The organism is Streptomyces sp. NPDC048636 (genome assembly GCF_040650655.1).
In the GTDB taxonomy this organism is placed as follows: Bacteria; Actinomycetota; Actinomycetes; order Streptomycetales; family Streptomycetaceae; genus Streptomyces.
The window spans coordinates 1076604-1094827 of record NZ_JBEZHR010000001.1; the positions used below are offsets into that span (position 1 = coordinate 1076604).

Annotated in this window: 11 protein-coding genes; 8 read left to right on the forward strand and 3 right to left on the reverse strand. The window is 72.2% G+C overall.

The window, feature by feature from the left end; all coding sequences use genetic code 11:
* Positions 1 to 8: 8 nt before the first annotated feature.
* The 4 genes from AB0C66_RS04930 to AB0C66_RS04945 all read left to right on the forward strand — a co-directional run bounded on the left by AB0C66_RS04930 (position 9) and on the right by AB0C66_RS04945 (position 8293).
* Positions 9 to 2111, forward strand: a complete 2103-nt coding sequence (locus tag AB0C66_RS04930; protein ID WP_362432859.1) for an ABC transporter ATP-binding protein — start codon at positions 9 to 11, stop codon at positions 2109 to 2111.
* Between the two features lie 217 nt (positions 2112 to 2328).
* Complete coding sequence (locus AB0C66_RS04935) at positions 2329 to 4563, forward strand: MMPL family transporter (RefSeq protein ID WP_362432861.1); 2235 nt, start codon at positions 2329 to 2331, stop codon at positions 4561 to 4563.
* Between the two features lie 345 nt (positions 4564 to 4908).
* A complete protein-coding gene (locus tag AB0C66_RS04940; RefSeq protein WP_362432863.1) occupies positions 4909 to 5100 on the forward strand; it encodes a hypothetical protein in 192 nt (63 codons plus the stop codon).
* A gap of 73 nt (positions 5101 to 5173) precedes the next feature.
* Positions 5174 to 8293 (forward strand): AAA family ATPase, encoded by a 3120-nt coding sequence (locus AB0C66_RS04945; RefSeq protein WP_362432865.1) that lies wholly within the window; start codon positions 5174 to 5176, stop codon positions 8291 to 8293.
* 24 nt (positions 8294 to 8317) lie between these two features.
* Here AB0C66_RS04945 and AB0C66_RS04950 read toward each other — a convergent pair whose 3' ends face one another.
* From AB0C66_RS04950 to AB0C66_RS04960, 3 genes are all read right to left on the reverse strand, one after another.
* Complete coding sequence (locus AB0C66_RS04950) at positions 8318 to 8485, reverse strand: DUF6191 domain-containing protein (protein ID WP_362432867.1); 168 nt, start codon at positions 8483 to 8485, stop codon at positions 8318 to 8320.
* 245 nt (positions 8486 to 8730) lie between these two features.
* Complete coding sequence (locus AB0C66_RS04955) at positions 8731 to 9930, reverse strand: PQQ-dependent sugar dehydrogenase (protein ID WP_362432869.1); 1200 nt, start codon at positions 9928 to 9930, stop codon at positions 8731 to 8733.
* Between the two features lie 230 nt (positions 9931 to 10160).
* Positions 10161 to 11159 carry an aldo/keto reductase gene (locus AB0C66_RS04960; protein ID WP_362432872.1) on the reverse strand — a complete coding sequence of 333 codons (999 nt, stop codon included), beginning with the start codon at positions 11157 to 11159 and terminating at the stop codon, positions 10161 to 10163.
* Positions 11160 to 11233: 74 nt separating this feature from the next.
* Here AB0C66_RS04960 and AB0C66_RS04965 point away from each other — a divergent pair, with 74 nt between their 5' ends.
* The 4 genes from AB0C66_RS04965 (at position 11234) to ilvN (ending at position 18112) form a co-directional block, all read left to right on the forward strand.
* Positions 11234 to 12238, forward strand: a complete 1005-nt coding sequence (locus tag AB0C66_RS04965) for a 2-hydroxyacid dehydrogenase (protein WP_362432874.1) — start codon at positions 11234 to 11236, stop codon at positions 12236 to 12238.
* Between the two features lie 334 nt (positions 12239 to 12572).
* Entirely contained in the window at positions 12573 to 15476 is a 2904-nt protein-coding gene (locus AB0C66_RS04970; protein WP_362432877.1) for an EAL domain-containing protein, read from the forward strand.
* A 215-nt stretch (positions 15477 to 15691) separates the two neighbouring features.
* The gene (locus tag AB0C66_RS04975; RefSeq protein WP_362432879.1) at positions 15692 to 17548 is read left to right on the forward strand and encodes an acetolactate synthase large subunit; all 1857 of its coding nucleotides are present in this window, start codon (positions 15692 to 15694) and stop codon (positions 17546 to 17548) included.
* A gap of 39 nt (positions 17549 to 17587) precedes the next feature.
* Complete coding sequence (ilvN, locus tag AB0C66_RS04980; protein ID WP_362432881.1) at positions 17588 to 18112, forward strand: acetolactate synthase small subunit; 525 nt, start codon at positions 17588 to 17590, stop codon at positions 18110 to 18112.
* The last annotated feature ends 112 nt before the right edge of the window (positions 18113 to 18224 follow it).

The window sequence follows — 18224 nt, forward strand, 5'->3', positions numbered from 1 at the left end:
CCCCGGTGATGACCCTGATGACCGAACCCCTGCTCCGCGTCGACGATCTGCACGTCGAGATCACCGGCCGCGACCGCACCGTGCACGCCCTGGACGGCGTCTCCCTCGACCTCGCCCCCGGTGAAGCGCTCGGCATCGTCGGCGAGTCCGGCAGCGGAAAGACCATGACCGCGCTCAGCGTGCTGGGGCTGCTGCCGTCCGGCGGCAAGATCACCGGCGGCTCGATCTCCTTCGGCGGCACCGACCTGGCGAAGGCCCCCGAACCGGTGCTGCGGGACATCCGCGGCAACACCATCGGCATGGTCTTCCAGGACCCGCTGACCTCCCTCAACCCCACCATGACCATCGGCGCTCAGGTCGCCGAACCCCTGGTGCTCCACCGGGGAGCCCGCGCGGCCGAAGCCCGGCGGCGCGCCGAGGAGATGCTGCGGCTGGTCGGCCTGCCGAAGCCCGCCGAGCGGCTGGGCCACTATCCGCACCAGCTCAGCGGCGGGATGCGGCAGCGCGTCGCCATCGCCATGGCGCTGATCTGCGAACCGGATCTGCTGATCGCCGACGAGCCGACCACCGCGCTCGATGTCACCACCCAGGCCCAGATCCTGGAGCTGATCGGCGAGCTGCGCTCCCGGCTCGGCATGGCGATGATCCTGGTCACCCACGATCTGGGGGTGATCGCCAGGCGGGTGGACCGGGTCGCCGTGATGTACGCGGGCAAGACGGTGGAACGGGCGGGCGTACACGCCCTGTTCGCGTCCCCGCGCCACCGCTACACCCAGGCGCTGTTCGCCGCGCTGCCGGAGCGGGCGGCGGACGCGGCCCAGCCGCTGGCCACCATCCCCGGACTGCCCCCGTCCCTGGTGGTACGGCCCACGGGCTGCCGTTTCGCACCGCGTTGCGGCTTCGCCACGGTGCGGTGCGAAGCGGCGGAGCCGGAACTGCGCGAGCGCTCCGGTGAGCGCTCCGGTGAGCTCCCCGGCGGGCTCTCCGGGGACGCCGCCGATCCGCCGGCGTCCGCACCGTCCGGGCACGCCTTCGCCTGTTTCCATCCGGTCGATCCCGCGGTCGATCCGGTCGCCGAGGTGGTCCCGGCCGTCCCCGCCGCACCGCCGGTCCGGGGTACCGAGACCCTGCTGCGGCTCACCGGACTCAGCAAGGACTACCCGCTGCACGGCGGTCCGTTCGCCCGGCGCCGGGGCGCCGCCGCGGTGAGCGCGGTGGCCGGGGTGTCGCTGTCCGTCCGGCGCGGCGAGACCTTCGGCATCGTGGGGGAGTCCGGCTGCGGCAAGTCCACCCTGGGACGGCTGGTGGTCGGCATGGAGCCGCCGACCGGCGGCACCATACGCTTCGCCGACCGCGATATCGCCGCCCTCGGCCGCCGTGAACTGCGTGCCCACCGCCGCGAGGTGCAGCTGATGTTCCAGGACTCCTACGCCTCGATGGACCCGCGGATGCGGGTCGGCGCGATCCTGCGCGAGCCGCTGGTCATCCAGGGCGTCGGCGACCGGGAGGAGCAGCGCGCGCGGATCGCGGAACTGCTGGACGACGTGGGGCTGGAACGCGGTGCGGTGCACCGCTATCCGCATGAGTTCTCCGGTGGCCAGCGGCAGCGGCTCGGGCTGGCCCGCGCGCTGGCGCTGTCGCCCGCGCTGGTGGTGGCCGACGAACCGGTCTCCGCGCTCGACGTCTCCGTCCAGGCGCAGATCCTCAACCTGATGCGGGACCTCCAGCGGGAGAAGGGGCTCGCGTATCTGTTCATCTCGCACGATCTTGCGGTGGTGCGCTATCTCGCCGACCGGGTCGGGGTGATGTACCTGGGCAAGCTGGTGGAGACCGGCCCGGCCGACGCGGTGTTCGGCTCGCCCCTGCATCCGTACACCCGCGGGCTGCTGGACACCGCGGAGCGGCCCGACCCGGCGGCGGCACCGGCCGGGGCGCCGCTCGGCGGCGAGACGCCGTCGGCCGCGGATCCGCCCTCGGGCTGCCGGTTCCGTACCCGCTGTCCGGCAGCCCAGGACATCTGCGCCCGGACCGAGCCGGTGGAGTCCGAACCGACCGTCCCCGGGCACCGGGTGGCCTGCCACTTCCCCCTGGTGGCGACGGCCGCGGTGTGAGCCGGTCCCGGCGGTCATCGCGGCCGTCGGGAATCGCCGCTGCCGGGCGCCGTTTGGCCAGCCCCCTGCCGCGAATGTGGTGATCGCCACAAAGGGGACAAAGGATCTTTTCCGGGTGACAGAGTGCACAGGTCACAACCTCATCACGCGCTCACCGCCACGGAGCCGGCCACCGCCGGGAGCCCGCGCGCCCCGGCGCCGTACCCGGAAAGCAGCCATGGCCGCACTCGCCCGGTGGTGTCTCCAGCGCCCCGTCCTCGTCCTCGTGGTGTGGCTGGCGGCGTTCGCGGGAGTCGCCTCGGCGGCGGCCGCGGCCGGTTCCGCGTACTCCAACGACTACGACATCCCGGGGACCGACTCCTCCAAGGTCTCGGCCCTGCTGGAACAGCGCTTCCCGGACCGGGCCGGGGACAGTGACACCCTCGTCTGGCACACCCCCGCGTCCGCCGGAACCGTGGTCTCCGACGAGGTCGAACAGCGGATGGCCATGGCGCTCCACCGGATCGCCCGGCTGCCCGGTGTCGTCTCCGTGACCGGCCCGTACGGCGACGAGGACCGCGCCCGGATCAGCGCCGACCGGCACACCGCCTACGCCACCGTCGTCTTCCGCGAACCCGCGGCCGACCTGGGGGAGGCCGAGGTGCGCCGGGTGCTGGACTCCGCGCGCTCCGCCGCGCGCGGAGTCCCCGGGCTCCAGGTCGAGATGGGCGGCGCGGGCGCGAGCCTCACCGAGCGCTCCGGCTCCGCGCACCTCAGCGAGATCATCGGTGTCGCGGTGGCCGCCGTGGTCCTCTTCCTCGCCTTCGGTTCGTTCGCCGCGGCCCTGCTGCCGATCGCCACCGCGCTCGTCGGCGTCGGCACCGCCTACGCCGCCATCGGACTGCTCGGCCACACGATGACCGTGGCCGACTTCGCGCCCATGCTCGGTGTGCTCATCGGCCTCGGCGTCGGTATCGACTACGCGCTGTTCATCGTCACCCGGCACCGCCGCGGGCTGCGGCGGGGGCTGACCGTCGACGAGGCGGCGCGGCGGGCGGTGGCCACCTCGGGCCGCGCGGTGGTCTTCGCGGGGGCCACCGTCTGTCTCGCCCTCCTCGGCATGCTCGTGCTGCGGCTGAACTTCCTGGGCGGGGTCGCGGTGGCGGCCTCGCTCACGGTCGCCTGCACCGTCGCGGCCTCCCTCACCCTGCTGCCCGCGCTGCTCGGCCTGATCGGCATGAGGGCGCTGAGCCGCCGTGAACGCGCCCGGCTGGCCGCCCACGGTCCACGGCCGGTGCGGAACCGGGGCTTCGCCACCCGCTGGGCGGCCCTCGTCGAACGCCGCCCCAAACTGCTGGCCGCAGTGGCCGCCGCCGTCATGCTCGTCCTCGCGGTTCCCACCCTCTCCCTCCATCTGGGCACCTCCGACCAGGGCAACAACGCCGCCGACTCCACCACCCGGCGCGCCTACGACCTGCTCGCCGACGGGTTCGGACCCGGCTTCAACGGTCCGCTCACCCTCATCGGCCGGATCGACGGGGCGGACGACCGGATGGCCTTCACCCGGCTGCCCCGGACCCTGCGCACCACCGCGGGCGTGGCGTCGGTGAGCGCCGCGGATCTCGGCGGCGGTGGCGACACCGGGCTCATCACCGTCGTCCCCACGACCGCTCCGCAGGCCGAGGCCACCTCCCGGCTCGTCCACCGGCTGCGCGCCGAGGTGCTGCCCGAGGCCGAACGGGGCAGCTCGCTGCGGGTGTACGTGGGCGGACTGACCGCGGGCTACGACGACTTCGCCGCAGTGATCGTCGCCAAGCTGCCGCTGTTCGTGGGGGTGGTGGTGGGCCTCGGCTGTGTACTGCTGCTGCTCGCGTTCCGTAGCGTCGGCATCCCCGTCAAGGCGGCGGTCATGAACGTGGCCGCCGTCGCGTCGTCCTTCGGCGTGGTCGTCGCGATCTTCCAATGGGGCTGGGGGAGCGAGCTGCTGGGGCTGGGCCGGGCGGGTCCGATCGAACCCTTCCTGCCGGTGATCATGGTCTCGGTGCTCTTCGGGCTCTCCATGGACTACCAGGTCTTCCTGGTCAGCCGGATGTACGAGGAGTGGCAGCACACCCGGGACAACCGGATCGCGGTCCGGGTCGGCCTCGCGGAGACCAGCCGGGTCATCAATTCCGCCGCCATCATCATGATCGCCGTCTTCTCCGCCTTTGTGCTCAGCGGCGACCGGATCATCGCGATGTTCGGCATCGGGCTCGCCGCCGCCGTCGCCCTGGACGCCTTCGTCCTGCGCACCCTGCTGGTGCCCGCCCTGATGCATCTGCTCGGCAGCGCCAACTGGTGGCTGCCGGGCTGGCTCGAGCGGCTGCTGCCCCGGATCAGCATCGAGGGCGAGCAGGCGCCCTCCGCCCCGCTGCCCCTCCCCGGCCAACGCGCCGCCCCCCACGCGGACGCGGCCACGCGGCGCGGCGCCTGAGGTGATCCGGTGCCATGCCCTCCGGCCGGGCGGGTGGCAGGTCAAAGGCGGTGCCCGCCGCGGGGCGTCCTCCCGGCGGGGCGGGGTCTGAGGCGGTACGGCCCGGTCACCCGGTGTCCGGACGCCGTCCGGGGCTCCGTCTAAGGACCCGCCTTAGGTCCCGGACCCCCTCGGCCCCAGGGGCTAAGGCCCCGGGCCCTCTCGGCCCGCAGGGCTAAGGCCCCGGGCCGGGCGAAGATCGGGCAGCCTCCCGATGTGCCGGACCCCCTTGCCGGGCGAGAGTTGGAGTCGCTTCGAAGACACCGTCCCGTCTTCGAAGAACACCTCGTCATCAGGGAGAACACCATGCTGCACTACGAACTCCACCGCGTCCGCGAGGCCGAGCTGCTGCGCCGGGCCGCCGCCGAGCGCCGGGCCCGTGAGGCCGCGGCCGCCCGCCGCGGCCGGTCCGCCGAACCCGAGTCAGGAGGGTGGGTGAGGTTGATCCGGCGGTCCGGGCAGGGCCAGTCCTCCCGGTCGTACGACACCGCGGCCTGACCACGGCTTCCGCACCATGACGACCTGGGAGGCAGCCGGAAAAGACAGTGCCCGGACACCGGACTCCTGTGCGATGCTCGACGACGTGCACACCACATCTGTCAGCCCGGTGTTCGTCGGCCGCACCGAGGAACTGTCCCTCCTCGACGACGCGCTCGCCCGCGCCACCGCGGGCGAGCCGCAGGTGCTGCTGATCGGTGGGGAAGCGGGGGTGGGCAAGACCCGGCTCGTGGACGAGTTCCTGGCCACCGCCGTGGCCTCCGGGGCCGTCGCCGCCACCGGAGGCTGCGTGGAAATCGGCGCCGACGGACTGCCGTTCGCACCCGTCTCCACGGTGCTGCGCTCACTGCGCCGCAAGCTGGGCGCCGAACTGGACGGAGCCGCCGCCGGGCAGGAGGGCGAACTCGCCCGGCTGCTGCCCGAACTGGGCGAGACCGCCCGTGAGGCCCATGACGGGGACGGACGGGCCCGGCTCTTCGAACTCACCGTCCGGCTGCTGGAGCGGCTGGCCTCGACCCGCACCCTCGTGGTCGCCGTCGAGGATCTGCACTGGGCCGACCGCTCCACCCGCGAACTGCTCGCCTATCTCTTCCGCTCGCTGCTCAGCGCCCGGCTGCTGGTCGTCGCCACCTACCGTTCCGACGACATCCACCGCCGCCATCCGCTACGGCCCTTCCTCGCCGAACTCGACCGGATGCGCGAGGTCCAGCGGATCGAACTGTCCCGCTTCAACCGGGGCGAGGTGCGGGACCAGATCACCGGGATCAACGGCGCGGAGCCGGAACGCCAGCTGGTCGACCGGATCTTCAAGCGCAGCGACGGCAACGCCTTCTTCGTCGAGGAGATCGCCCGCTCCCTCAACGAGGGCTGTAGCAGCGGGCTCAGCGAATCGCTGCGCGATCTGCTGCTGGTGCGGGTCGAGGCGCTGCCCGAGGAGGCGCAGGCGGTGGTGCGGATCCTCGCCGAGGGCGGCGCGGCCGTCGAATACCCGCTGCTGCGCCGGGTCGCCCGGTTCGACGAGGACGAGCTGATCGACGCGCTGCGCTCGGCCGTCGGCGCCAATATCGTGCAGCCCACGGCCGACGAGAGCGGCTTCCGCTTCCGGCACGCGCTGGTGCGCGAGGCCGTCGTGGACGATCTGCTGCCGGGTGAGCGCTCCCGGCTCAACCGCCAGCTCGCCGAGGCCCTGGAGGCAGAACCCTCCCTGGTGCGGCCCGATGAACGGGCCGCCCGGCTGGCCAGCTACTGGTACCACGCCCATGACGCGGCCAAGGCGCTGCCCGCCGTGCTCCGGGCCTCGGTCGAGGCCCGGAGACGCTACGCCCACGCCGAGCAACTGCGGTTGCTGGAACGGGCCATGGAGCTATGGGTGGACGCCCCCGAGGAGATCCGCGACGCACAGCGCCCCCTGGGATACGCCGAGGCGTATCCGCCCTACGGCAGGGCCGACGAGTCCCTGCGTTACCTCGATCTGCTTGCCGAGGTGGTGGTGGCCGCCCGCATGTCCGCCCAGCCCGAACGCGCCCTGGCCGTCAGCAAGAAGGCGCTCCGCAAGCTGGCCAAGGGCGATGGCGATCCGCTGCGGGCCGCCTGGTTCTGGACCCAGCAGTCCAAGCTGCTGGAGACCATGGCGCGCGGCGACGGCTGGGAGGAGCTGAGCCGGGCCCAGGAGCTGGTGCGCGGACTGCCACCGTCCCCCGTGCACGCCGAGGTCATGGCCCATATGGCGGGCTGGACCATGACCCACCGCCCGGGAGCGCAGGGGCTGGCCGTCGCCGAGCGGGCGGTGGAACTGGCCCGGATGGTCGGTGTGGAGAGCACCGAACTGCACGCCCGGCTGACACTGGGCTACTTCACCGGTGACTCGGGCGACACCGAGCGCGGGCTGGCCGAGATGCGCGAGGTCTGCGCACGGGCCGTGGCCCTGGGCGACATCAGCGTCCTGGGACGCTGCTACGTCAACCTGGCCTCGGCCCTGGAGGGCGTCGGCAGATCGGCCGAGGCGGTCGAGGCGGCCGAGGAGGGCAACCGGGTCCTGGACCGCTTCGGACTGGTGGACTCCCGGGCCTGGGTGTACGGCAACCTCGCGGAGTCCCTGTTCTCCCTGGGCCGGGTGACCGAGGCGGAGCAGGCGGCCCGGAAGACCCTGCGGCTCGCACTGGGCACCAAACCGCGCGGCACCGCCTGCAACCGGCTGGCCAGGCTGGCCCTGATGCGCGGCGACTGGGACGCCGCCGAGCGCGAACTCGCCACGGCCCGCGAACACTTCGGCCCCCATAACTACGAACCGCAGCACACCATCCAGACCGCGGGCTTCGCCATCGAGCTCGCGTCCGGCCGCGGCCGCATCCTGGAGGTCCGGACCCTGCTGGAGCAGGCCCTGGAGGAAGGGTTCCCGCCAGGGATGCAGCGCTACGCCTGGCCGCTGCTGAACGCGGCGGCCGCCGCCGAGAGCGCCGCCCGCGGACTGCCCACCGCCGAACCCGGCCGCGCCGCCACCCTTATCCGCATCGCCACCGCCGCCAAGCGGGTGCAGCAGGGCGTACCCATGTGGCGGGCCTACGCCGCGATGCTCGGGGCCGAACTGGGCCGCGCCGAGGGCCACAGCCGCCCCGACCAGTGGGCCGAGGCCACCGAGGCCTTCGGCGCACTGGACCGGCCGTATCCGCTGGCCCGCGCCCGGCACCGCTGGGCGGAGGCGCTGCTCGACGCGGGGCCCGGCCCGCTGGACCCCGGCCGCCGCGGGCAGGCGGCCGAACTCCTCGCCCAGGCGCATGCCGTGGCCGAACGGCTGGGGGCACGTCCGCTGCGCGAGGAGATCGAGCTGCTGGCCCGGCGCGCCCGGCTGCCGCTGGTGCCCGCCGCCACCCGTACCGCACTCCCCGCCCCCGCGACCGGCACCCATGCGCTCCCCCCGGCCGCCGTCCCCGCGACCGCCCCGGCCCCCGAAACCGTCGACCCCGCCGCGGAGCTGGGGCTGACACCCCGCGAACGCGATGTGCTGCGGCTGGTCGCGGCGGGCCGCAGCAACCGCCAGATCGCCGAGGAGCTGTTCATCTCGCCGAAGACGGCGAGTGTGCATGTCTCCAACATCCTGGCGAAGCTGGGCGTCTCGGGCCGGGGCGAGGCCGCCGCCGTCGCCCACCGGCTGCGTGTGGTCGACGGTCTGGCCGACGGCGCGGTGGCCCGCTGACGGCTGCCCGGACGGCGCCCCGGCTCAGCCCGCCTCGCGGGGGCGGATCACCACCTGGCCGGAGTCGAGGTCTATGGGGCCCTTCCCGGGGTCATTGCTGCCCACCTCGTCCAGAGTGACCTCCAGCCGGTTGCGCTCCTCCTCGGTGTGCTTGCGGCCGGGCGCGAACAGTTCCTCGATGAGGTTGAACATGGCGACCCCCGTGGGCTGTATGGCTGTGGCCAGTGTAGGCAGACCCCACCCCGAATCGGGCGCGCCATGACATCCCCGGCGAACCCCCCGGGCCCCCGGACCCCCGGGCCCCCGGACCCGTCGGGCGCGTCCGCCCGCTGCCCGCACCGGCCGACCCTGCCCGCGCCCGCACCGGCCAGCCCCCGCCCACGGCCGCGCCGTCGGCCCCGGACCGTGTCCGCCCGTCGTCCCATGCCCGCCGTGGCTCAGGTGATCTTGAGCTTCAGGATCCGGTCGTCGTCCTTGCCCGGCTCACCCCGCCCGTCCGTATTGCTGGTCGTCACCCACAGCCCCCCGTCGTCCGACGCCACCACACTGCGCAGCCGTCCGTACTTCCCGTCCAGGAACGGCTGGGGCTTGGCCACCGGCCGATCGCCCTTCAGCGGGATCCGCCACAGCCGCTCCCCGCGCAACCCCGCCATCCACACCGACCCCTTGGCGATGGCGATCCCACTGGGCGAGGCGTCCTTGGGCTTCCACTGCTCCAGCGGATCGACAAAGCCCTTCTCGCCCGCCTTGCCCTCGGCCTCGGGCCAGCCGTAATTCTTGCCGGGCTTGATCAGATTGAGCTCGTCCCAGGTGTCCTGGCCGAACTCGGAGGCCCACAGCCGCTTATCACGGTCCCAGGCCAGGCCCTGGACATTGCGGTGGCCGTAGGAATAGACCACCGAATCGGCGTCCGGATTGCCATGGGCGGGCTCGCCCTCGGGGGTCATCCGAAGGATCTTGCCGCCGAAGGAGTCCAGGTCCTGGGCGAGCCCGCGGTCCCCGCTCTCGCCCGTGCCCGCGTAGAGCATCTTGTCCGGGCCGAAGGCGATCCGTCCGCCGTTGTGGATCGCGCCCTTGGGGATGCCCTTGAAGATGGTGTCCGGGGCACCGAGCTGATTGCCCGCCGAGCGCTTGTCGTCGTACATCATCCGCGCGATGCGGTTGTCGGAGTCGGTGGTGAAGTAGGCGTACACCATATGGTCCGAGCCGAAGTCGGAGGAGACCGCGAGCCCCAGCAGACCGCCCTCGCCCGCCGCGGAGACCCCGGGGACCGACCCCAGCTCGGTCTTCTTCCCGGTGTCCGCCGAGATCTTGAAGATCTTCCCGGTGTCCCGCGAGGAGACCAGCAGGTCCCCGCCGGGCAGCGGAGCGACTCCCCAGGGCGATTTCAGCTTGGTGGTCAGCGTGCGCTCGACCTTCACCGACCCCTTCTCCGGTGCGGCGGAGGTGGTGGGGGAGGGGGCACCCGGTGAGGAGGAGTCGCCCCCGGAACCCGGCTTCGCCGGAGACGACGTGCGGCCCCCCGGTCTGGTGACGCTGTCACCGTCGGACGAGCAGCCTGCCACCAGCAGCAGCGTGGCTGCGGCGGCGATGACGGGGGTGACGCGGGGACGTCGCACGGTCGGATTCCTCTCCATGGGCACAGGTGCCGCTGCGCGACACTGATTCTTATACACCGCGGCCCCGCGCCGGGTTCCCTCCGCCGATCACGTGGATCAGGAGATCGAACAGTTCCCGCCCCCAGCCTCCGGACACCGTCCCCGCACGCCTCCGGACACCGTCCCCGCACGCCTCCGGACACCGGCCCCGCGCCCCGGACCCGGCCCCGGACCTCGCGCCCCAGCCGTAAGTCCCACGAGCCCGGCCGTCAGTCCCACGACCCCCGCGCCCGCGGCAGCCGCGCGATCTCCACCAGCTCCTCGCCGGTCAGCATCACCTCGGCCGCCGCGCAGTTCTCCGCCGCCCACCGCTCCCGCTTCGTACCCGGCACCGGCACCACATGCCGCCCCTGCGCCAGCAGCCATGCCAGCGCCACCTGCGCCGCCGTCACCGACTCCCCGTGCCGCCGCGCCACCCTGCGCAGCCCGGCCACGATCGGCTGGTTCGCCGCCATCATCTCCGCCGTGAAGCGCGGATGGCGGGCCCGCATGTCGTCCGGCTCGAACCCGGACCCCGGGGTCAGCGTGCCGCTGAGGAAGCCGTTGCCGAGCGGCATCGCGGCCAGGAAGCCGAGTCCGCGTGAGGAGCACCACGGCACCAGCGTCTCCAGCGCCTCGGGCGACCACACCGACAGCTCCGCCTGTACACAGGCCACCGGGAAGACCTGCTGTACCCGCTCCAGCTGCCGCACCGTGGCGTCGTGCATCCCGCCGCCCGTACGCCGCTGTGCCCGCGCGCCCACCGCGCACAGTCCCAGCGCCCGCACCTTCCCGGCGGCGACCAGCTCCGCCATCGCCCCCCAGGTCTCCTCTATCGGCACTTCCGGGTCGGCCCGGTGCAGCTGGTAGAGATCGATCACATCGGTCTGGAGCCGCCGGAGCGAGGCGTCACAGGCCCGCTTCACATAGCCGGGCCGGCCGTTGGCCACGATGTGCTGATCGCCCACCAGCAGTCCGCACTTGGTGGAGACGAACGCGTCCGCGCGCCGCTCCTTGAGCACCCGCCCCACCAGCAGCTCATTGGTGAAGGGCCCGTACATGTCGGCGGTGTCCAGCAGGCTCGCGCCCGCGTCGAGCGCGGTGTGCACGGCGCGCAGCGAGTCCTCGCCGTTGCGCTGCGAAGCGCTGTACGCCCAGCTCATGGGCATGCATCCGAGGCCGATCGCGCCCACCTCGAGCGCCGCCGCTCCGATTGTCCTGCGCTCCACCTGGCCTGACCCCTCCCGTTCCTCGCACCAAAGCTAACCTCTGCCGGGGACCTCACTTCGCATAGCCTCCTGACATGAGTGCAGATCACAGCGATACGTTCCGGCACCGCGATCCGTCTCACGGTGCTGCGGACGACTCCGCGCGTCCGCTGGCCTGGCTGCCGATCCCGCCCGAGGAGATCGACGGCCTCCCCGACGGCCTCTCCTACGCCTTCTGGGACGGCGGTCCGGAGTTCCCGACCGACCCGGCCCGCTGCGCCTTCTACTGCGTGCCGTACATGAAGGGCCTGGAGGTCTCCGTCCGGCCGCTGCGGGAGATGGCCAACGTCCAGGTGATCCAGACCCTCACCGCCGGAATAGACGACCTCCGCCCCGCCCTCGACGGGCTTCCGTCCGGCGTGCGGCTGTGCAACGCGCGCGGGGTGCACGACGCGAGCACCGCCGAGCTGGCACTGACCCTGATCCTCGCGTCGCTCCGTGGCATCCCCGACTTCGTCCGTGGCCAGGACGCGGGGGAGTGGCGGGCGGGGTTCCGCCCGGCGCTGGCCGACAAGTCCGTTCTCATCGTCGGATACGGATCCATCGGCCAGGCGATCGAGGACCGGCTTGTGCCGTTTGAGTGCGAGCGGGTGATGCGCGTCGCGCGCTCCCCGCGCACCACCGAGCGCGGTCCGGTGCACCCGATCGACTCCTTGCCCCAACTGCTCCCGGACGCCGATGTGGTGGTGCTGATGACCCCGCTCACCGAGGCCACGCGTGGTCTGGCCGGGGCGGACTTCCTGGCGCGGATGAAGGACGGGGCGCTGCTGGTGAACGTCTCGCGCGGTCCGGTGGTGGACACCAAGGCCCTGCTCGAGGAGGTGCGGACGGGCCGGTTGCGCGCCGCGCTGGATGTGACCGACCCCGAACCGCTGCCCGCCGGGCATCCCCTGTGGCACGCTCCAGGCGTGCTCATCACCCCGCATGTGGGCGGCCCCACGTCGGCGTTCCTGCCGCGCGCCAAGCGGCTGTTGCGCGACCAGTTGACGCGCTTCGCATCCGGCGAGTCGCTCCGTCATCTGGTGGTCACGACGGGGTAGACATGCCTCTGGCACCACATACAGGCACCGAATGACTGCACTCCGTATATACAACAGCGAAGTCGGTTACGGTGTGTAGATGGCCTATGTCCCTGAGTGACCAGTCTGGTGTATCGTCCCGAGCGGGGGCTGCGCCACTGACCTGACGGCGTCAGCGATGGACCGGAACTCGAGGGGGGCGACGGGCGATGTATGGCCGATGGACCAACGACCCGACGCAGCTCAGGCGTCGACCGCGACTTTTCCGCGCAGCCGCGCGGCTCTCGAACTCGACGAGGCTCACCGGGATACGGCTCCCGGAGTGGCGGTCCCTCGCGCAGAGGACGGGCGTCCGGTGACCGCCACCGGAGCGGTGCTCGCCCGCCCGTCGGTCTCCGGCGGCAGCGCGGGGCTGCTGCCCCAGGTTGTCCTCGCCGTGGTCTGCGGCGGCTATGCGGCGGGCGCCGTGCTCGGCTGGGGATCACCCGAACTGGCCGTCTTCATGGGGGACTTCGGACTGAGCATCGCGGCGCTCGCGGCCGCGGCCTCCTGTCTGTGGTACGGCCGCAGACACGCCGGCCGCATGCGCCCCGCCTGGCTGCTGTTCGCCGCCTCGTCCGCCATGGCGGCCCTGGGGAACGGCGTATGGGGCTGGTACGAGGTGGTGCTCAGCCGCCCGGTGCCCACGCCCTCCGCCGCCGACTTCTGCTTCCTGCTCTTCGCGCCGCCCGCCATCGTCGGCATGCTGGTGCTCGCCAAGCGCCCGGTCACCCGGGCCGGTTGGATCTGCCTGGGGCTCGACGCCTGGCTGATCGCCGGATCCCTGGTCACGCTCTCCTGGAGTCTGGCGCTCGCGCACACCGGACAGACCGGCGGGGACGGCGAGTCGGTGGCCCGCAGGGCGCTTTCGCTGGCCTATCCGCTGCTGGACATCGTGCTGGTCAGCATGGTCATCGTGCTGCACTTCCGGCGCTCGTCCGGCAATCGCTCCGCGATCAACACGGCCATCGCCGCCTTCGCTCTGACCGTGCTGTGCGACGCGCTCTTCACCTCCCCGATGCTGCGCGAGCACTACCGCTCCGGGCAGATACTGGACGCCGGATGGTTCGCCGGTTCGCTGCTGCTGGCGTACGCCCCGTGGGTCGCCCGGCGGGTAGCCGCCGAGGCCCCGCCCCCGGTGCGCCGCCCCGCCCCGCACAGCCGGCCCATCGCGGGCTCGCTCGGCGCGCTCGCGCCGTATCTGGCCGCGGCCGTCTGCACCCTGGGCATCCTGTTCAACGTGATGGACGGGCGCCCGATCGACGGGGTGGTGCTCTTCACCGCCTGCGCGGTCGTGCTCGCCCTGGTCATACGGCAGGCCATCATGCTCATGGACAACATCACCCTCACCCAGGAACTCGCCCAGAAGGAGAACCACTTCCGCTCCCTGGTACAGAGCTCCAGCGATGTGATCATGATCGCCGCGCCCACCGGCATCCTGCGCTACGTCAGCCCCGCCGCCTCCGGTGTCTACGGCCGTGACGCGGACGAGCTGGTCGGCTCCGAACTGGCCTCGCTGATCCACCCCGAGGACCTCGGCTCGGTCGTCCACGAGGTGCGCCGCTTCCTGGCCGCCTCACCGGGGGAGGAGCCCACCACCCGGATCGAATGCCGCTTCCGCTCCGGCTCCGGCGACTGGCTCAATGTGGAGTCCACGATCAACCGCCACCACGGCGGCCTGATCTTCAACAGCCGTGATGTCACCGAACGGGTGCGGCTCCAGGCCCAGTTGCAGCACAACGCCGAGCACGACCCGCTCACCGACCTGCCCAACCGGGCCCTGTTCACCAGGCGGGTCCGGCACGCCGTCGCCGGGCGCCGCCGCACCGACGCGGGCACCGCCGTGCTCTTCATCGACCTCGACGGCTTCAAGGCCGTCAACGACTCCGTCGGCCACCAGGCGGGCGACGAACTGCTGATCCAGGCCGCCCGCAGACTCCAGGAGTCGGTGCGCTCCGGCTCCGGCGACTGCGCGGCCCGCCTCGGGGGCGACGAGTTCGCCGCCCTGATCGTCGGCGACGGCGACGGGGACACCGGGGACCGCGAGTGCCGGATCCTGGAGATCGCCGACCGGCTGCGCGCCCGGCTCTCCCAGCCCTACAAGGTCGAGGGCGGCACCGAGGTCAGAGTCGCCGCCAGTATCGGTGTCGCGTTCGCCGAGCCCGGGATCAGCCCCGGCGCCCTGATGCGCAACGCCGATCTGGCGATGTACCGCGCCAAGGCCGGCGGCAAGAACCGCGTCGAGCTCTACGCACCGCAGATGCAGGCCGAGGTGGCCCGCCGCGCCGAGGTCGCCACCCGGCTGCGCGCGGCCCTGCACGACGGCGAGTTCGTCCTGCTGCACCAGCCCGTGGTGGAGCTGGCGAGCGGCCGGATCACCGCCGTCGCGGCCCAGGCCCGCTGGCGTTCGGCACAGGGCATCCTGTTCACCCCGGCCGAGTTCCTCCGGGTCGCCGACAACGGCCGCGGCGGTGACGAGGCCGCCCGCGCCGCCGAGCTCGCCCGCTGGCTGCTGGAGGCCGCCGTCGAGCAGGCCGCCCAGCGCCGCCGGGAGGGCCACTCGGTCCCCGTCTGTGTCCGGCTGCCCGCCGGGCGCCTGGTGGACAAGTCCATGCCGCCCAAGAGCGTGGAAACGCTGCTGGCCCGGCATGGTCTGCCCTCCGGATCGCTGATCCTGGAGCTCACCGACAGCGATCCGCGGATGCCGCTGGAGGAGCTGGAGCACCGGCTCGGCGCACTGCGCCGCCTCGGAGTGCGGATCGCCCTGGACGGCTTCGGCAGCGGCTATGCCGCGATCAGATCGCTGCGAAGACTCCCCGTCGATGTGCTCAAACTGGACCCCGGGCTGGTGGAGGGCGTCGTGGAGTCCTCCCGGCTGCATAAGATCACCTCAGGGCTGCTGAGGATCGCGGGCGACCTCGGGATGCAGTCCATCGCCGAGGGGGTGGACCTTCCGGAGCAGCTCGTCACCCTCCGGGGAATGGGATGCACCCACGCCCAGGGGATGGCCTTCAGCGGTCCGCTCGATGAGCACCGGCTGCGCCGGGCGCTGACCCGCGGCGCCTATCCGGTGCCACGCTCGGACGCTCCGCTGCTGGTCGGAGGCGCGCTGGCGGTGCGCCACGGCGGCCATGGCGGTCTGCACGCACCGCGCCGGACGGAGTCCCACACCCACCCGCCGACCCGCTCAAATACTGAGACGCCCGTCCCACCCACTTGACACCCGATATGCGCCGGGTGGAGGGTCGGAGCCATGCGCACCCGAATTCTCGTACTTGGACAGCGCGTCGGCTGAGCAGGGCTTCCTTCGGACCCTGCGGACCCTCACCGGCGCGCTCCCCTCGCTTGCCTCCTGGCACGAGGGGTTTTTTGTTGCACAGGCACCTGATGCAGCGCCCTCTCCCTCCCCGCACAAAACCCTCATTCGAGAAGAGAATGCCGATGACCGAGCAGGCCACCGGGGCCCATCATCCCCAGCCGCGGGCCCGTAACGGCGGATCGCAGTCCGCAGCAGTCGAGAACGTCACGGGCGCGCAGTCCCTCATCCGCTCGCTCGAGGAGGTCGGGGCCGACACCGTGTTCGGCATTCCCGGCGGTGCGATCCTCCCGGCGTACGACCCGATGATGGACTCCTCGAAGGTCCGGCATGTGCTCGTCCGGCACGAGCAGGGAGCGGGCCACGCGGCCACCGGTTACGCCCAGGCCACCGGCAAGGTCGGCGTCTGCATGGCGACCTCGGGTCCGGGCGCCACCAACCTGGTCACCCCGATCGCCGACGCCCATATGGACTCGGTGCCGATCGTCGCGATCACCGGTCAGGTCGCGTCCAAGGCCATCGGTACGGACGCCTTCCAGGAGGCGGACATCTGCGGCATCACGATGCCGATCACCAAGCACAACTTCCTGGTCACGCGGGCCGAGGACATCCCCCGGACGATCGCCGAGGCGTTCCACATCGCCGCCACCGGCCGCCCCGGGCCGGTCCTGGTCGATATCGCCAAGGACGCCCTCCAGGCCCGGACCACCTTCTCCTGGCCGCCGCAGACCGATCTGCCCGGCTACCGCCCGGTCACCAAGCCGCACGCCAAGCAGATCCGCGAGGCCGCCCGGCTGATCAGCCAGGCCGAGCGCCCGGTGCTGTACGTCGGCGGCGGTGTGCTCAAGGCCCGGGCCACGGCCGAGCTGAAGGTCCTGGCCGAGCTGACCGGGGCGCCGGTCACCACCACCCTGATGGCGCTGGGCGCCTTCCCCGACAGCCACCGGCTCCACCTGGGCATGCCGGGGATGCACGGCACCGTCGCCGCGGTGACCGCCCTCCAGAAGGCCGATCTGATCGTGGCGCTCGGCGCCCGCTTCGACGACCGCGTCACCGGCAAGCTGGACTCCTTCGCCCCGTACGCCAAGATCGTCCACGCGGATATCGACCCGGCCGAGATCGGCAAGAACCGCGCCGCCGACGTCCCGATCGTCGGTGACGCCCGCGAGGTCATCGCCGATCTGGTGGTCTCCGTCCAGGCCGAGCACGAGGCGGGTCACACCGGCGACTACAGCGGCTGGTGGGAGGATCTGAACCGCTGGCGGGAGACCTATCCGCTCGGTTACGACCAGCCCGACGACGGCAGCCTCTCCCCGCAGCAGGTCATCCAGCGGATCGGCCAGCTGGCGCCGCAGGACACGGTCTTCGCCGCCGGCGTCGGCCAGCACCAGATGTGGGCCGCCCACTTCATCGACTACGAGAACCCCGCCACCTGGCTGAACTCGGGCGGCGCCGGGACCATGGGGTACGCCGTCCCGGCCGCCATGGGAGCCAAGGCCGGTGTCGAGGGCCGTACGGTCTGGGCGATCGACGGGGACGGCTGCTTCCAGATGACCAACCAGGAGCTGGTCACCTGCGCGCTGAACAACATCCCGATCAAGGTCGCGATCATCAACAACGGCGCGCTGGGCATGGTCCGCCAGTGGCAGACCCTCTTCTACAACCAGCGCTACTCCAACACCGTGCTGCACTCCGGCCCCGGCGCCCCCGCCCAGGAGAATCTGGGCACCCGGGTCCCGGACTTCGTCAAGCTCGCCGAGGCCATGGGCTGTGTGGGGCTGCGCTGTGAGGACCCGGCCGACCTCGACGCCGTCATCGAGAAGGCCAACGCGATCAACGACCGCCCGGTGGTCGTGGACTTCATCGTCCATGAGGACGCCATGGTCTGGCCGATGGTCGCGGCCGGCACCTCCAACGACGAGATCCTGGCGGCGCGCGACACCCGCCCGGACTTCGGCGACGGCGAAGACGACTGAGACCAGGACCGAGACGAGAGAAGAAGAGAGACCGAGCCCATGTCCAAGCACACGCTCTCCGTCCTGGTGGAGAACACCCCCGGCATCCTGGCCCGGATCGCCGCCCTGTTCTCCCGCCGCGGCTTCAACATCGACTCGCTCGCGGTGGGTGTCACCGAGCACCCCGACATCTCCCGCATCACCATCGTGGTCAATGTCGAGGAGCTGCCCCTGGAGCAGGTCACCAAGCAGCTCAACAAGCTGGTCAATGTGTTGAAGATCGTCGAGTTGGAGGACAGCGCGGCGATCCAGCGGGAACTCGTCCTGGTGAAGGTCCGCGCCGACAACGAGACCCGATCCCAGGTCGTGGAGATCGTCCAGCTCTTCCGCGCCAAGACCGTGGACGTCTCCCCGGAGGCCGTGACCATCGAGGCCACCGGCGGCAGCGACAAGCTGGAGGCCATGCTCCGGATGCTGGAGCCGTACGGCATCAAGGAGCTGGTGCAGTCCGGCACCATCGCCATAGGGCGCGGCGCCCGCTCCATCACCGACCGGAGCCTGCGCGCGCTCGACCGTTCCGCCTGACCGGTGGGGCCGCGGCGGCACCCCGCCACACGCGGCACCCCGGCGCGGCCCCGACCGCATCGCGAGACCCCCGGACCATCCCCCGCCCGCCCGTCATACGGTGGGACGCACA

What these genes read in the sequence shown, in the direction of transcription:
- AB0C66_RS04930 (WP_362432859.1), top strand. Translation starts at nt 9, where the DNA reads ATGACCCTGATGACCGAACCCCTGCTCCGCGTCGACGATCTGCACGTC.
- AB0C66_RS04935 (WP_362432861.1), top strand. Translation starts at nt 2,329, where the DNA reads ATGGCCGCACTCGCCCGGTGGTGTCTCCAGCGCCCCGTCCTCGTCCTC.
- AB0C66_RS04940 (WP_362432863.1), top strand. Translation starts at nt 4,909, where the DNA reads ATGCTGCACTACGAACTCCACCGCGTCCGCGAGGCCGAGCTGCTGCGC.
- AB0C66_RS04945 (WP_362432865.1), top strand. Translation starts at nt 5,174, where the DNA reads ATGCTCGACGACGTGCACACCACATCTGTCAGCCCGGTGTTCGTCGGC.
- AB0C66_RS04950 (WP_362432867.1), bottom strand. Translation starts at nt 8,485, where the DNA reads ATGTTCAACCTCATCGAGGAACTGTTCGCGCCCGGCCGCAAGCACACC.
- AB0C66_RS04955 (WP_362432869.1), bottom strand. Translation starts at nt 9,930, where the DNA reads ATGGAGAGGAATCCGACCGTGCGACGTCCCCGCGTCACCCCCGTCATC.
- AB0C66_RS04965 (WP_362432874.1), top strand. Translation starts at nt 11,234, where the DNA reads ATGAGTGCAGATCACAGCGATACGTTCCGGCACCGCGATCCGTCTCAC.
- AB0C66_RS04975 (WP_362432879.1), top strand. Translation starts at nt 15,692, where the DNA reads ATGCCGATGACCGAGCAGGCCACCGGGGCCCATCATCCCCAGCCGCGG.
- ilvN (WP_362432881.1), top strand. Translation starts at nt 17,588, where the DNA reads ATGTCCAAGCACACGCTCTCCGTCCTGGTGGAGAACACCCCCGGCATC.